Annotated in this window: 12 protein-coding genes and 1 pseudogene; 7 read left to right on the forward strand and 6 right to left on the reverse strand. The window is 63.7% G+C overall.

From position 1 onward, the window contains the following. Positions 1 to 298: 298 nt before the first annotated feature. The 5 genes and pseudogenes from PQR54_RS00255 to PQR54_RS00275 form a co-directional block, all read right to left on the reverse strand. Positions 299 to 749: pseudogene (locus PQR54_RS00255) on the reverse strand (hypothetical protein). A gap of 669 nt (positions 750 to 1,418) precedes the next feature. Continuing rightward, positions 1,419 to 2,651: a multifunctional CCA addition/repair protein gene (locus tag PQR54_RS00260; RefSeq protein ID WP_408243597.1), complete on the reverse strand. Its 1,233-nt coding sequence runs from the start codon at positions 2,649 to 2,651 to the stop codon at positions 1,419 to 1,421. Next, on the reverse strand, positions 2,648 to 3,301 hold the full coding sequence (locus tag PQR54_RS00265) for a glutathione S-transferase family protein (protein ID WP_408243598.1): 654 nt from the start codon (positions 3,299 to 3,301) through the stop codon (positions 2,648 to 2,650). Before PQR54_RS00265 ends, PQR54_RS00260 begins: the two co-directional genes overlap by 4 nt. 26 nt (positions 3,302 to 3,327) lie before the next feature. After that, positions 3,328 to 4,281: a complex I NDUFA9 subunit family protein gene (locus PQR54_RS00270; protein ID WP_408243599.1), complete on the reverse strand. Its 954-nt coding sequence runs from the start codon at positions 4,279 to 4,281 to the stop codon at positions 3,328 to 3,330. A gap of 82 nt (positions 4,282 to 4,363) precedes the next feature. Then, positions 4,364 to 6,331: a lytic transglycosylase domain-containing protein gene (locus PQR54_RS00275; protein ID WP_408243600.1), complete on the reverse strand. Its 1,968-nt coding sequence runs from the start codon at positions 6,329 to 6,331 to the stop codon at positions 4,364 to 4,366. Positions 6,332 to 6,408: 77 nt separating this feature from the next. On the opposite strand from PQR54_RS00275, the gene PQR54_RS00280 reads away from it, so the two are divergent. Beyond that, positions 6,409 to 6,951 carry a 5-formyltetrahydrofolate cyclo-ligase gene (locus PQR54_RS00280; protein WP_408243601.1) on the forward strand — a complete coding sequence of 181 codons (543 nt, stop codon included), beginning with the start codon at positions 6,409 to 6,411 and terminating at the stop codon, positions 6,949 to 6,951. Between the two features lie 43 nt (positions 6,952 to 6,994). Here the strand turns inward: PQR54_RS00280 and PQR54_RS00285 are convergent, their stop codons facing one another. After that, positions 6,995 to 7,507: a winged helix DNA-binding protein gene (locus tag PQR54_RS00285; protein WP_408243602.1), complete on the reverse strand. Its 513-nt coding sequence runs from the start codon at positions 7,505 to 7,507 to the stop codon at positions 6,995 to 6,997. A gap of 205 nt (positions 7,508 to 7,712) precedes the next feature. Here PQR54_RS00285 and pxpB point away from each other — a divergent pair, with 205 nt between their 5' ends. The 6 genes from pxpB (at position 7,713) to PQR54_RS00315 (ending at position 14,271) form a co-directional block, all read left to right on the forward strand. Next, positions 7,713 to 8,366 carry a 5-oxoprolinase subunit PxpB gene (gene pxpB, locus PQR54_RS00290; RefSeq protein WP_408243603.1) on the forward strand — a complete coding sequence of 218 codons (654 nt, stop codon included), beginning with the start codon at positions 7,713 to 7,715 and terminating at the stop codon, positions 8,364 to 8,366. After that, positions 8,363 to 9,415 (forward strand): 5-oxoprolinase subunit C family protein, encoded by a 1,053-nt coding sequence (locus tag PQR54_RS00295; protein ID WP_408243604.1) that lies wholly within the window; start codon positions 8,363 to 8,365, stop codon positions 9,413 to 9,415. Before pxpB ends, PQR54_RS00295 begins: the two co-directional genes overlap by 4 nt. Before the next feature lie 103 nt (positions 9,416 to 9,518). Further along, on the forward strand, positions 9,519 to 10,271 hold the full coding sequence (pxpA, locus tag PQR54_RS00300) for a 5-oxoprolinase subunit PxpA (protein WP_106284846.1): 753 nt from the start codon (positions 9,519 to 9,521) through the stop codon (positions 10,269 to 10,271). 273 nt (positions 10,272 to 10,544) lie between these two features. Continuing rightward, entirely contained in the window at positions 10,545 to 11,294 is a 750-nt protein-coding gene (locus PQR54_RS00305; RefSeq protein WP_106303451.1) for a DUF969 domain-containing protein, read from the forward strand. Next, positions 11,291 to 12,247: a DUF979 domain-containing protein gene (locus PQR54_RS00310; RefSeq protein WP_408243605.1), complete on the forward strand. Its 957-nt coding sequence runs from the start codon at positions 11,291 to 11,293 to the stop codon at positions 12,245 to 12,247. Before PQR54_RS00305 ends, PQR54_RS00310 begins: the two co-directional genes overlap by 4 nt. A gap of 215 nt (positions 12,248 to 12,462) precedes the next feature. Next, positions 12,463 to 14,271 (forward strand): tetratricopeptide repeat protein, encoded by a 1,809-nt coding sequence (locus PQR54_RS00315; RefSeq protein WP_408243606.1) that lies wholly within the window; start codon positions 12,463 to 12,465, stop codon positions 14,269 to 14,271. Positions 14,272 to 14,300: the final 29 nt, after the last annotated feature.

A 14,300-nucleotide genomic window follows, 5' to 3' on the forward strand; every position in this document is an offset into this window, starting at 1 on the left:
GGAGCTAACGAGTCCTTGGGTTTATCTGTGCGCGGTGGGAGTCGTCGGATTCGTCTCGGCGAAGTGCTGCTAAAGGCTTTTGGTTCTTTCAGCGGGAATTGCGTGGGACAAAGTCAACGCTAGTACATTCGCGGTCGCCGCGGCTCGCGCTTCGCGTCGTGCGGCAGTAACCCTCGGAAGCCGAAAGGCGCATGCGCCTTTCTTCATGGCCGCGGTGCGATGCCGCGGCTCGCGGCTCGCGGCTCGCGGCTCGCGGCTCGCGGCTCGCGGCTCGCGGCTCGCGGCTCGCGGCTCGCCGTCAGTGTGCCGTCACTGTCCGACGCGAGATCGTGTTGAATTGCATCTGCTTGTTCCGCGTCCCCCTCGCTGCGCCGTTACGCTCTTGGCTATCCGCCGCTGTCCGCGTAGCCTTTGCCAGAAGGTCCGCTGCGTGGCGCGCCGTGATGCGGCTCTGTGGAATTCCCTTCGCGTCGAGTGCGATGACCTGGTATAACTCGCGGTCATTCTCAACCTCCTGTTGGTAGTCCTCGACGGTGTCCAACAGCAGTTCCATCAGCTTCCGCTGGTGGTGTCTTTCTTCTCGTGTCACAGCCGGACTCCTAACTATCGATGCCACAAGTGTCACCAGCTTGTCCAGTAGGCTTCGCTACTGCTCAACCAGTCTGAAAGCGGAGGGCGAGTTTCTCGTATTGAAGTGCATCAACGGGTGGGCGCGACGTGGTGCGTGAATGCTTGGCAGATTTACTCATGGCGCGATCTCCCTGAAACGTATTCGATCGCCCACACATGCGATTACGCGGTGGTGAGCGGGCACAGTGACAAGGTTGACAGACTGGCCCAAACCAAACCAGCAGACCCAAAAGGTCTCCCTATCACGGCCCGCCCATTGGAAATGGACGTGCAGAAACAGACGCACATACTTGCTCGGGCAAGCGTGCGGGTTTGGGTGCAGGCTGTCAAACCTGACCGTCCTTGAACGACGGCAAGTTGAGTTTAAACGTCTTGCTTCACGAGTGATCACCCGCACGAGCTAAAAGCCGCGCACCGGCCCGATTTCTGAAATTTCCCAGCCACGCCCACGAATGAAGTACTACGACGCAGCAGAAACCAGAAAAAAACGAAGCGATTCGTTGAAGAACGACCGCGACGGCGCGCGTAGCGCCGCCGGAAGAATGAGCGCCTTGTCACCAAATGCGGAATGCGCGAGAACACCGATTCCAGATGCACCACTACCGCGGCTGCGCGGGGGACCCGCTTAAGAATTAGCGGTTTGAGCCGCTTTCTCTCGCCTACTTCTCTTTGCGGCGGCAAAGAGAAGTAGGTGCCGCCCCGCACAGGGGCAACGCTAATAGACCACTAAAAATTCAAGGAAAGGCCAACACCCCAAGAACAAAAAAACCGCCGAGCAGACCCAACCCTCACGCGATAGCTGACTCCACCGCCCGCACCCGCTCCTGATGCACAGCATCCTTAATCCCAGCAGGCGCATCAGCAAGCCGCTTAGCCACAGCACCAGCATCGACGCCACGCGCAGCGACAAGAGCCACCCTCAACCGCTCAGCCTGCGGATACTCCCGCATCTCAAACCCAAGCCGCCCGCGAGCATCCGCCTCACACGCCTGCAACGCTTCAGCAAACCGCGCAGGTTTCCGAATCGCATCACTACGCTCCAACAATCTCACCAGCGCGGCAGCGCCCATCTCCATCACGCGATGAATATTGCCATGCTCACGCGCAACCAGCACCGCAAGATCGCGGCAATCGTTCGGCACCCGCAACCGCTCGCATAACGGCTTCAACAGATCCACGCTGCGCCCCTCGTGGCCAATATGCCGCGGCAACACGTCTTCAGGTGTGGTCGCCTTGCCGAGATCATGCGCCAGCGCAGCAAATCGAACCGGCAAGGCATAACCCTGCTGCGCGGCATGATCGACCACCATCATCACGTGCACACCCGTGTCCACCTCAGGGTGATAATCGGCACGCTGCGGCACGCCAAACAGCGCGTCAATCTCGGGCAGAATCCGCGCCAACGCCCCACACTCGCGCAGCACCTCGAACATGCGCGACGGCTTCTTCTCCATCAAGCCGCGCGATACTTCCTGCCACACGCGCTCGGCCACCAGCGCATCGACTTCGCCGTCGGCCACCATCTTGCGCATGAGCGTCAGCGTCTCCGGCGCGACGGTGAAATCCACAAAGCGTGCTGCAAACCGCGCGACCCGCAAAATCCGCACAGGGTCTTCGAGAAACGCATCGCTGACGTGACGAAACACGCGCGCCTGCAAGTCGCCCTGGCCGTTGAACGGATCGATCACCGGGCCGGTCAGCTCGCCGTCCGGACGCACCTCGCGCGCCATGGCGTTGATGGTCAGATCGCGGCGCGCCAGGTCCTCTTCGAGCGTGACGTCCGGCGCATAGAAGAACTGGAAGCCGTGATAGCCGGCCGCCGTCTTGCGCTCCGTGCGGGCGAGCGCGTACTCCTCGTGCGTCTGCGGATGCAGGAAGACCGGAAAATCCTTGCCCACCGGACGGTACCCCTGCGCCACCATCTGCTCCGGCGTCGCACCGACCACGACATAATCACGGTCCTGCACCGGTACGCCCAGCAACTCGTCGCGGATCGCGCCGCCTACTGCGTAGATGTTCATGGGCATACGTCTTGGTATGGAATCGCGTGCGTTTCATTCAGCGAATCTTCGATCCACGCTCTTACCGCCGGCAGCTCAGTCACGCGTCGCATATAAGCTTTGGAGACCTCCGACAACGCCGGCCGCCACGTGTTGAAGCGCATCACGACCGGCGCGTACATTGCGTCGGCAATGCTGAACTCGCCGAATAAAAACGGGCCGCCGTAAGTGTCGAGACAGTCGCGCCAGATCGCCTCGATACGCGCGATATCGGCGAGTGCGCCCGGCGTCGCGTTCTTGCCAGGGAACGATGCGCGAATGTTCATCCACATGTTCGAGCGCAAATCCCCGAAGCCCGAATGCATTTCCGCGCTCACGCTGCGCGCGCGGCTGCGTGCCGCCGCGTCGCGCGGCCACAGCGCGTGTTGAGGAAAGCGCTCAGCCAGCGTTTCGGCGATCGCCAGCGAATCCCACGTGGCCGAACCGTCGTCGTTGACCATGCACGGGATCTTGCCCGGACCCGACGGCGCAAGCGCGAGCACTTTCGCGTTGGTGTCCGGCTGATTCAGATGGATCAACACTTCCTCGAACGGAATGCCGAAGTGTTTGAATAGCAGCCACGGCCGCATCGACCACGACGAGTAGTTCTTATCACCAATAAGCAGCTTCATGCTTTGTATAAGGAATGGGAGAAAATTTAACGTCCCGCGCTGGCGCGGAATGTGTCGAAGCGTGAACGCGTCGACGTGCCGGTCAGATAGATCGGCGCGATCGCTTCGATGCTGGCCGGCTCAATGCCGAGTTCGGGCGCAAGCGGTCCGCTCAACACGTTGTCGACTTTCATCGAATCGAGATTGTCGCGCGAGATCACCGGTTCGCCGGGCGCCATTTCGAAGGTCAGCGCCTGCAGGCGCGCGAGCGCCTCCGGCAAGCGGATGATGCGTGCATGCTTGCCGATCACATCGCCGCAATACTTGACCAGATCTTCGAGCGAGTAAACGGTCGGGCCGCCAAGTTCGTACGTTCGGCCGCCGGCGGCATCGAGATCGAGCACGTTGACGATCGCTTTCGCCACATCGCCGACATAGACCGGCTGGAATTTCGCATCCGGCATGGCAAGCGGAATCACCGGAAACATCCGTTGCAGAACGGCGAACTTGTTGAGGAATTGATCCTCCGGGCCGAACACCACGGAGGGCCGGAAAATCGTCCACGCCAGATTCGCCGCGTGCACGGCCTTCTCGCCGTCGCCCTTCGAGCGGGTGTACATACTCGGGCCGTTCGAGTCGGCGCCAAGCGCGCTGACATGAAGCAGCCGGTGCACGCCCTTGCCTTCGCACGCGGCCACGATTTTGGTCGGCAATTCCACATGCATCCGCGCGAACTCCGGCCCGTACGGCGTGCCGCGTTTGCCGTGCAGCGTGGCCACGAGGTTGATCACGCAATCGGCGCCTTCGACGAAGCGCGCAAGCTGAACCGGATCGAACACGTCCGCTTCGATCACGTCGATTGGCAAGAGGGTGAGATGGCGCGCGTTGTAACGCCGCCGGGTGGCGATGCGCACGTCTTTGCCCATTTCGACGAGGGCGTTGACGAGATGGCTGCCGATAAAACCCGAGCCGCCGATGATCGCAATGGCTTTATGTCGCATTTTCGACTCCCTGGTGGAAGCCGCGGCAACGGCTGGCGTGGCGCGCCGCCGCCTCTGAATGAAGCGGCGGCGGCACGGCGCTTTACGGAGCGATATAACCCAGACGCGCCTTCAGCGATTGCGGACGGCCTTCGAACAATGCCGCGTAGTAGACCGTGTTGGACAACACATTCTTAACGTAGTCGCGCGTTTCCTGGAACGGAATCGCCTCGGCGAAGATCGCGCCTTCCACCGGATGCTGCAAGGACTGCCGCCAGTTGCGCGGACGGCCGGGGCCGGCGTTATAGCCCGCGGTGGCCAGCACGGCCGATCCATCAAACTGATTGTAGATCATCGACAGATAGTTCGTGCCCAGCAGGATGTTGGTGTTGATGTCGTTCATCTGTTCGCGCGAGATCGGACCGAGGCCGATCTTCTTCGCGACCAGTTGCGCGGTGCCCGGCATCAACTGCATCAAACCGCTCGCGCCGACTTCCGAGCGCGCGTTCATGATGAAGCGCGACTCCTGGCGGATCAGGCCATAGGCCCATTCCACGTCCAGCCCATTCGACTGCGAATCACGCTCGACGATATCCTTGAACGGCGACAGATAGCGCAGCGAGAAATCGTGCTCGCTCTTCGTGCGGTCTGCCGTGTTGACGGTGCGGTCATACAGTTCGATACGACGCGCGTATTCGGCGGCTGCGATCAGTTGCCGGTCGCTCATGGTGCGCAGCGGCCAGTTCCATTCGCGATTACCTTCGAGCCGCAGATTCAGCGCGTAGAAACGCTGCGCCAGATCGAAACCGGGCGTATTGCCGGCCTGCTGCACTTCGGCGTCGCTCACCGTGGTTTTCGGCGGAACCGTGATTTTTTGGCCCAACTCTTCCGCCGCCAGTTGACCGTAGAAGTTGTAGCCCTGCGAGATCGACTCGAATTCCTGGTTGGCCGTGGTCGTGTCGCCAGCCTGCTTGAGCGCACGGGCATGCCAGTAGACCCACGACGGCTGATTGCGCAGCGCAGCGGGCATCTGTTCAATCGACCAGCGCACCATCGTCCAGTCGCCCGCGAGCAAGGCGGTGCGGGTGCGCCATTCATAGGCCGGGTTCGACAGCGGCGCATTCACCGACAGGCGATACCAGTCCACCGCGCTCGGCATCTGCTTGGCGGCCGCCTGATAGGCAATCGTGCCCCAGCCGATGGCGCGCTCCGGCGAACTGAGCGACGGCGCCACCGACGCAAACGTGGCAGCGGCCATGGCCGGATCGTTGCGCGCCATGCGCGTAATGGCCAGCAGCGCGAGTTGATGCGACTGCGTATCCGGGCCGACGCCGCGCGCCAGCAGCAACGGCGGCGTGTTGGTGGCCTGATTGAACAGCACCGGATCGGGCGGCTGGTTGCTGAGCGCGTCGACGAGTTTCGCGCCCGTGTTGGTGTAGTTCTGTTCGTAGGCGAGGCGGATCTGCTGCCACACGTCGGCGGAACTGAACTGCTGGTTGATGGACAGCGAGGTGATCAGATCGACGCAGCCGTCGCCGTACCACTTCGGATCGACCAGCAGCGCGCGCGCCGCGTCGGCGACGTTTTCGCCGCGCGAGGCCCGCGATTCGAGCGCGTAGCACTTCACCTGCGTGTCGTCGTTCAGCACGAAGCGGGCGTATTGCTGATCGAAGTTGCGCCAGTCGTGCCGCGCGCCGAGCACCGTGAGGTAGTCGTTGCGCATGCGGTCGGCGATCGCCTGGCCGTCGTACTTCTGCAGGAACGACAGCACCGGCGCGTCCGGCGCGTCGATCCGCGCGTGGCCGCTCGAATCGAACAACTGCGGTTTGATCTGGAAGTACTCCAGATACGCAGGCGCCGGGTAGCTCGGGATCATGGCGGCCAGTTGCGCGGCGCGCCCTGCGTCATTACTGCGGGCGGCTTCGCGCAGTTGCACGAAGATCTGGTCGTCGTTCGTGAGTTGCGAAAGGGGAAGGGGCTTGACGGCGGAAGCCGTGCTGCACGCGACGAGTGCCGCAGCGGCAAGCGCCAGACCGGCCGCGCGATATACTCGGTAAAGGCGTTTTGACATCGTTGTTTCTGGAGCGCGAATTGAACCCAAGCATAGCATGCAACCCTGCCGCGGAATCGAAAAAGGCGCTGCGGAAAATGCTATTGGAAGCAAGGCTGCAAGCCGCTTCCGAGCCGGCGCACAATACCGCGCTCGCCCGGCACCTGCTCGATGCCTTGAAGCAGTACGGCGTGCATAGCGTGGGATTCTACTGGCCGCTCGCCGGCGAGTTCGACGCGCGCGCCGCGATCTCGGTCTGGCTCGCGGCCAGTGAGCAACGCGAGGCGAGTCTGCCGGTCGTCAATGAACGTAGCGCCCCGCTCGAATTTCACGCATGGACCCCCACCACGCCGATGAGGATCGGCCACCACAACATCGGCGAGCCCACGTCCGGGCGCATCGTGATTCCGCAACTGCTGTTCGTGCCGTGCGTGGGCTTCGATTCGCACGGCTACCGGCTCGGCTACGGCGGCGGCTATTACGATCGCACGCTGGCAGCGTGGCCCGGTGAGACCAAACCGATCACGGTCGGCATCGCGTATGAAGCATGCCGCACGCAGGCGTTTCTACACGAAGTCCACGACATTCCGCTTGACCTTATCGTCACCGAGGCCGCGCTCTATCCGCGCCCAGCGGACTGAGCATCTGGCAAGCGCCGCGCTGCGGCAAACAGACACCCCTGCGTTATAAGGACGCCGCCGCCCGCGCGGCCGTGTCGTAAAGACCCGAGGCGTTGCGCATCAGTTGCGCCGCTTCGCCGATCTGCTCGTTGGTCAGGCCGCTTTCCTTCAGCGTCGAAATCAGACAGCTCTCGCGCACCTCGCGATATTTCAGACAGAGCGCGCGGCCCGCATCGGTCGCCGAGAAGAACACTTCCTTGCCGGTCTTTTCGCTTTTTACATACCCTCTAGCTACGAGCTTCTTCAAAGCGTAGGTGGCGACGTGCGTGTCCTCGATGTTCAGCACGAAGCAGATGTCCGCCAGCTTCTTGCGGCGCTCGCGATGGCTGACGTGGTGCAGCAGCGAGACCTCGATGGCGGTCATGTCCTTGTCGCCTGCCGCCGACATGCAGCGCACCATCCATCGGTTGAATGCATTGCCCGCCATGATGAGCGCGTACTCGAGTTCGGACAGTTCCGCGCTGGTCTCGGATACGAGATGTTCCGAGGAGACGATCTTGGTGGGATGGCGCGACATGGTGACGATTCTCGGCAACAGATTGGGAAGGTGTCGGGAGTGTACGACGCGCGTCCGATCCCAGGGAGCCTGGCACAAACGCTTATTGATAAATTGTTGATATTTTATTGATAATGTACGCTTCAACCGTCGCCTGCCCGATGCCGATAACCGATCAAGGGCGTGCTGTGCCCGATTCATCCGACTCGACCGGGGCCCTTAAGCCATGAGCCAACCTAGAATCTTTCCGCTCGGCGATGCCGCGCTAGTCTGCGAAGCGCCGCCGCCGGCCACGCTGGAATGCCAGCGGCGCGTGTGGGCGGCCGCCGAGGCCGCGCGCGACTGGCCGCATGTGCTGGAAGTGGTGCCGGGCATGAACAACCTGACGCTCGTGTTCGATCCGCTCGAGGCCGACCGCGACGCACTGGTGAGCCGTCTTCAAGCGGCCTGGGATGCGGTGAGCGAAGCGCCCGCGCCGGGCCGCGAAGTCGAGATTCCGGTGCAGTACGGCGGCGAGTTCGGCCCCGATCTGCAAACGGTCGCCAATCACACGGGCTTGAGCGTGCGCGAGGTCGTCGAACGTCATTCGCAGGGGGAGTACGTCGTGTTCTTCCTCGGCTTCCAGCCGGGCTTTGCCTATATGGGCGGGCTCGAAGCCGCGCTGCACACGCCGCGCCGCGCTTCGCCACGGCTCGAAGTGCCGGCCGGCTCGGTCGGCATCGGCGGCGAACAGACCGGGATATATCCGGCCACGTCGCCCGGCGGCTGGCAGTTGATCGGCCGCACCGAGCTGCCGCTGTTCGATCCGGCGCGCCGGCCGCCCACGCTGCTGCAGCCGGGCGACCGGGTGCGCTTCACCATCGCGGGGATACACGCATGATCGATGTGATTCGCGCGGGTCTGTTGACCACGATTCAGGATCTCGGCCGTCACGGTTACCGGCATCTCGGTGTCGCGATGGGGGGCGCGCTCGATCGTCTGTCGCTCGAAGTGGGCAACCGGCTGGTCGGCAACCGGCCCGATGCGGCCGGTCTGGAAATCACCTTCGGCCCGACCGTGCTGCGCTTTCTGCGCGCCACGCGGGTCGCTATCACCGGCACAGAATTCGGCGCGACGCTCGACGGCAAGCCGGTCTATTCGTGGTGGAGCCTGCCGGTGCAGGCCGGCCAGGAGCTGGTGCTGAACGCGGCGAGGCGCGGCATGCGCGGCTATGTGTGCGTGGCGGGCGGCGTCGACGTCCTGCCGATGCTCGGCTCGCGCAGCACCGATCTGGCCGGCCATTTCGGCGGACTCGGCGGCCGCGCGCTGCGCGACGGCGACCGCCTGCCGGTCGGCGCGCCGCCGCAGCGCGGCCATCTCGGCTTTACCCCCGAGGCGCCGGAATTCGGCGTAAAGGCGCCCGCCTGGTGCAAGTTCGTGCTGGTCCATGAGCCGCTGCGGCGTGGCCGTCATCCGTCAGGCGTGCCGTGGGCGGTGCCGATTCGCGTACTGCGCGGCCCGGAATACGAGAGCTTCACCGACGAAGCCCACGAGTCGTTCTGGTCCGATGAATGGCTCGTCACGCCGAACAGCAACCGCATGGGCTATCGCCTCGCGGGCACCGAACTCAAGCGCACCCGCAAAGCCGATCTGCTTTCGCACGCGGTGCTGCCCGGCACGATCCAGGTGCCGCCGAACGGCCAGCCGATCGTGTTGATGAGCGACGCGCAAACCACCGGCGGCTATCCGAAGATCGGCGTGGTGATCCAGGCCGATCTGTGGAAGCTCGCGCAAGTGCGCCTGAACGCCGCGGTCCGCTTCATCCCGACGACGCCTTACGAGGCGCGCCAGGCTTTGCTGGAAGAACGTACGTATTTGCGGCAGATCGACGCCGCGATCGCAATGCATGAAGAACGCTGCGCGCGGCAGTCGGCCGTCGCGGCACTGTAACGACGAACGATGAGCGTCTCCAACCTGGCGCTTCGCGCCAGCCGCCGAGGGGCCCAGGAAACCTGGGACAGGCCGGCGTTTTGTTGAAAAGTAGAGGAACACCATGGAAATCGATTTGAACGCCGATCTTGGCGAAGGCTGCGGGTCCGACGAAGCACTGCTCGACCTGGTCAGCTCGGCGAACATCGCCTGCGGCTGGCACGCGGGCGGCGCCAACGCGATGCGCGACTGCGTGCGTTGGGCGGTGGAGAAAGGCGTGTCGATCGGCGCGCATCCGAGTTTCAACGACCCGGAAAATTTCGGCCGCAAGGAAATGGATCTGCCGGCCAACGACATCTACGCGGGCGTGCTCTACCAACTCGGCGCGCTGTCGGCGATTGCCCAGGCCGAGGGCGGGCGCATCGCGCACGTCAAGCCGCACGGCGCGCTCTACAACCAGGCCGCGCGCGACAACAAGATCGCGGACGCGATCGTCTCGGCCGTGCACGATTTCGATCCATCGGTGGCGGTGTTCGCGCTTGCCAATAGCGGACTCGTGACGGCCGCGCGCAACGCGGGTCTCGTCGCCGTCGAAGAAGTCTTTGCCGATCGCGGCTATCGCGCGGACGGCTCGCTGGTGCCGCGCAAAGAACCGGGCGCGCTGCTCGACGACGAAGACGAAGTGCTGACGCGCACGCTCGCAATGATTCGCGAGCAACGCGTGCAGGCCGTGGACGGTCAATGGGTGTCGCTGAACGCACAGACCATCTGCCTGCACGGCGACGGTCCGCATGCGCTGGCGTTCGCACGGCGCATCCGCGGCGCGCTGCAGGACGCGGGCATCGAGGTCCACGCGGCCGGCGCCGCGCGCGCCTGAAGCGCCGGCCGAAGCGTAAGAAGCGCGAGCCGGACAGCGCGATTCAAACCTCGTGCGCCTTGCAACGCCCCGCTTCATGCGGGGCGTTTGCCAGGTACAGGGCGCATCGCAGTACCCGCAGTCGATCAGCAGGCGCAGGTGTAGATGCAGGTGTAGTTCGAAGCAAACGCGGCCATCAAGAGCCGCGGCAACAAGACGGCGTCTGGACCACCAGCCGCCGGCCCACGTTAGCCGTCACAAGCGGCGAGGTTGAAACCCTGTTTGGAGATCCAGATGCAGACAACAGTCAGTCTATGGCCGCTCATTGGCGTGGCCGTCATCATCGTCGGCTTTTTATTACGGTTCAATCCGATGCTGATCGTGGCGGTCGCCGCGATTATCACCGGCCTGGCCGCGCACTTCCCGCCTGAAAAGATTCTTGCCGAGATCGGCACCGGCTTCATCAAGACCCGCAATATCCCGCTGATCATTCTTCTGCCGCTTGCCGTGATCGGTTTGCTCGAACGGCACGGCCTGCGTGAACGCGCGCAAACGTGGATCGGCGGCATCAAGGCCGCGACCGCCGGGCGTCTTCTGATCGTCTATCTGCTGGTGCGCGAGCTGACCGCCGCGGTCGGCCTAACCGGACTCGGCGGCCATCCGCAAATGGTACGTCCGCTGATCGCGCCGATGGCCGAAGGCGCCACCGAAACCCGCTTCGGCAAGATCAGCGACGCGGTGCGTTTCAAACTGCGCGCGTTCTCCGCGGCAACCGACAACGTCGGCCTCTTCTTCGGCGAGGACATCTTCGTCGCGTTCGGCGCGATCGTGCTGATGACCACCTTCCTGAAGGAAGCAGGGATCATAGTCGAACCGATTCACGTGGCCGTGTGGGGCATTCCGACCGCCATTTGCGCGTTTCTCATTCACGGCTTCCGCCTCTATCTGCTCGACCGCAAGCTCGAGCGTGAACTGCGCGGCAATGCCACGGCGAGCAACGCAGCCGGTACGTCGACGCAATCGGCCGCAGGAGACAAAGCATGACGCTCACGATCACCTATCTTTTCTGGCTGCTGGGCGTGGTGCTGCTGGTTGTCGGCGGCATGATCGTCACGGACAAGGATCACCCGCGCCGCTTCACCGCCGGCGGTTTCTGGATTCTCTACGCGCTGATCTTCCTGATCGGCGACAAGCTGCCGCCCGCCGTGGTCGGCGTGCTCGTGATCGTCATGGCGCTGATCGCGGGCTTCGGCGGCGTCACCGCGGGCAAGCCCCGGGTGCTGTCGCTCGAAGCACGCAAGGCGAGCGCCGCGCGTCTGCGTAACAAGCTGTTCGTGCCCGCGCTGACGATTCCGGTCGTCACCGTGATCATCACGCTGTCGGCGAGCCATCTGGTGTTCGGCGGCATGCCGCTGATCGAGAAGGCCAACGTCACGCTGATCGGCTTCGGCCTCGGCTGCGTGATCGCGCTGGCGATTGCCTGCGTGATGACGCGCGACACCGTCGGCCAGTCGATGAAGGAAACGCGCCGGTTGGTCGACGCGCTGTCGTGGGCCGCCGTGCTGCCGCAGATGCTCGGCATGCTCGGCCTCGTGTTCTCGGACGCGGGCGTCGGGAAGGCCGTCGCGCACGTGACCACCGCGTACATCAGCCTCGACTATCGCTTCATCGCGGTGGCCGTGTACTGCATCGGCATGGCGCTGTTCACCATGGTGATGGGCAACGGCTTCGCCGCGTTCCCGGTGATGACGGGCGGTGTCGGCGTGCCGATTCTGGTGGGCGTGTTTCACGGCAACCCGGCGGTGATGGTCGCGATCGGCATGTTCTCCGGCTACTGCGGCACGCTGATGACGCCGATGGCCGCGAACTTCAACATGGTGCCGGCCGCGCTGCTGGAGCTGCCGGATAAGAACGCGGTGATCAAGGTGCAGATTCCCACCGCGCTGACCTTGCTGGTCGTGAATATCTTGCTGCTGAATTTCCTGATGTTCTTGTAGGACTCTTATCGCTGATGTCGAGAAACGCCGACGTATCGCAGGACCGCTCTGCGATACGTCGGTGAAATGGATTCACTGCAACGCACGGATGCGACCGAATTAGGATGCGTCCGATCGTCGGGAATTGGGCGGCGACCATACGATGCTGGACGCTCTCCCATCCACACGCGCCGGTGCGCGCAGCGCGCGCCGCCGACGCTCTCCCGCAGGTTTCCATGGAACATCGATCCCAGCCTGATCGCGCGCGCACCGAACCGTCGCACGCCGCCTACCTTGCCTCACTGATCGACGCCGCGCTCGAAGCGCATCAAGCCGGCCGGCTCGACGCCGCCGAATCCCTCTACCGCGAAGCCCTCGTGCTCGATCCCGCCCATACGGGAGCGCTGCACTACTTCGGCGTGCTGCAATTCCAGCGCGGCGATCACGACACGGCCGCGAGCCTGATGAGCCGCGCACTCAAACTCGACCGTCACGATGCCGCCTGCTGGAGCAACCGCGGACTCGTGGCCGCAGCGCTCGGCCACCTCGACGAAGCGATGATCTGCTATGACCAGGCGCTGCAACTCCAGCCTGATTTCGCCGATGCGCACAACAACTTCGGCGTCGCACTGCAAGCACAAGGTGACTTCAATGAAGCGATCGAACAGTATCGATTGGCGTTGGCGTCGAACCCCACGCTGCTCGACGCGCGCCTGAATCTCGGCACGGCGCTCAGCAAACTCGGGCGTTTCGACGAAGCCTTGGCGTGCTATCGCGAGGTCTTGTCGCTCGATCCGACGTCGGCGGAAGCGCACTTCAACGTGGGCAATGCGCACAAAGCGCGAGGCGATCACGGCGCGGCAATCGCCAGCTACGAGCGAGCCCTTTCGTTGCGCGCGAATTACGCGGAGGCGCACATCAATCTGGGCAGCCTGATCGGCAAGCTCGGCGACTACGCGGGCGCCGAAGCGCATTACCGGCGTGCAGTCGCACTCAAGCCGATTCCGACGCACCTCGTGTGTCTGGGTGGATCGCTCGGTGCGCAAGGCCGGCTGGACGAAGAGGAAGGCTTCTATCGCCGGGCGCTCGCACTCGATCCGCACTACGCGGACGCGCATCAGAATCTCGCGTGGCTGTTGCTCAAACGCGGCGACTATCGACAGGGCTGGGCTGAATTCGCACTGCGCTGGCGCAAGGGCGACTATGATGCGATCGCGGTGCCTGGCGTCGCTGAATGGCGTGGCGAGGCGCTTGAGGGGCGCCGTCTGCTGCTGGTCGGCGAGCAGGGTTTCGGCGACCATTTCCAGTTCCTGCGCTTTGCGAGCGTGCTCGCCCAGCGCGGTGCGACGGTCGACCTGTGCGTGCGCGAGCCGCTGCTGCCTTTGGTCGAACGCATCGCGGGCGTGCATTGCGCATTCGGCGGCAAACCCGACGGCCAATACGATTTCTGGGTGCCGATGATGAGCGTGCCGTCGTGTATCGGTTTGGATCGTCTCGCTGACATTCCCGCAGAGGTGCCCTACCTGTTCGCCGACAACGCAAAGATCAAGGCATGGCGCAAACGGCTCGGCACGACCGACAAGTCGAAGCGCAAGGTGGGGCTGGTCTGGGCGGGCAGTCCCGCATTCGGCAACGACCGCTACCGGTCGATGCAGCTAGCCGAACTAGGTGCGCTCAGCGACATAGAAAGCGTTGCCTGGTACGCGCTGCAGAAAGGCCCTGCGCATGGGCAACTGGCCGACGCGCCGCCGGCTTTCCGTGCCCACGATTTCACCGCCGAGCTTGACAGCTTTGAAGACACGGCCGCGTTGATCATGAACCTCGATCTGGTGATCGCCGTGGACACCGGCGTCGCGCACCTGGCGGGCGCGTTGGGCAAGCCGGTGTGGTTGATGTTGCCCGCCAATTCGGACTGGCGCTGGCTCGAAGCACGCAGCGACTCACCGTGGTATCCGGCGATGAGGTTGTTCCGGCAGCCGATGCTGGGAGATTGGACACCGGTGGTCGAGGACGTGACCGGCGCACTGCGCGAAGGCGGTTTCTAATGACCACACTGCGCTGAGGCCCGACGTCT

Source organism: Paraburkholderia phytofirmans (assembly GCF_046028095.1).
In the GTDB taxonomy this organism is placed as follows: domain Bacteria; phylum Pseudomonadota; class Gammaproteobacteria; order Burkholderiales; family Burkholderiaceae; genus Paraburkholderia; species Paraburkholderia phytofirmans_A.

Coding starts and splice junctions, on each gene's coding strand:
- PQR54_RS00260 (WP_408243597.1), bottom strand. CDS start 2,651: ATGAACATCTACGCAGTAGGCGGCGCGATCCGCGACGAGTTGCTGGGC.
- PQR54_RS00265 (WP_408243598.1), bottom strand. CDS start 3,301: ATGAAGCTGCTTATTGGTGATAAGAACTACTCGTCGTGGTCGATGCGG.
- PQR54_RS00270 (WP_408243599.1), bottom strand. CDS start 4,281: ATGCGACATAAAGCCATTGCGATCATCGGCGGCTCGGGTTTTATCGGC.
- PQR54_RS00275 (WP_408243600.1), bottom strand. CDS start 6,331: ATGTCAAAACGCCTTTACCGAGTATATCGCGCGGCCGGTCTGGCGCTT.
- PQR54_RS00280 (WP_408243601.1), top strand. CDS start 6,409: ATGCTATTGGAAGCAAGGCTGCAAGCCGCTTCCGAGCCGGCGCACAAT.
- PQR54_RS00285 (WP_408243602.1), bottom strand. CDS start 7,507: ATGTCGCGCCATCCCACCAAGATCGTCTCCTCGGAACATCTCGTATCC.
- pxpB (WP_408243603.1), top strand. CDS start 7,713: ATGAGCCAACCTAGAATCTTTCCGCTCGGCGATGCCGCGCTAGTCTGC.
- PQR54_RS00295 (WP_408243604.1), top strand. CDS start 8,363: ATGATCGATGTGATTCGCGCGGGTCTGTTGACCACGATTCAGGATCTC.
- pxpA (WP_106284846.1), top strand. CDS start 9,519: ATGGAAATCGATTTGAACGCCGATCTTGGCGAAGGCTGCGGGTCCGAC.
- PQR54_RS00305 (WP_106303451.1), top strand. CDS start 10,545: ATGCAGACAACAGTCAGTCTATGGCCGCTCATTGGCGTGGCCGTCATC.
- PQR54_RS00310 (WP_408243605.1), top strand. CDS start 11,291: ATGACGCTCACGATCACCTATCTTTTCTGGCTGCTGGGCGTGGTGCTG.
- PQR54_RS00315 (WP_408243606.1), top strand. CDS start 12,463: ATGGAACATCGATCCCAGCCTGATCGCGCGCGCACCGAACCGTCGCAC.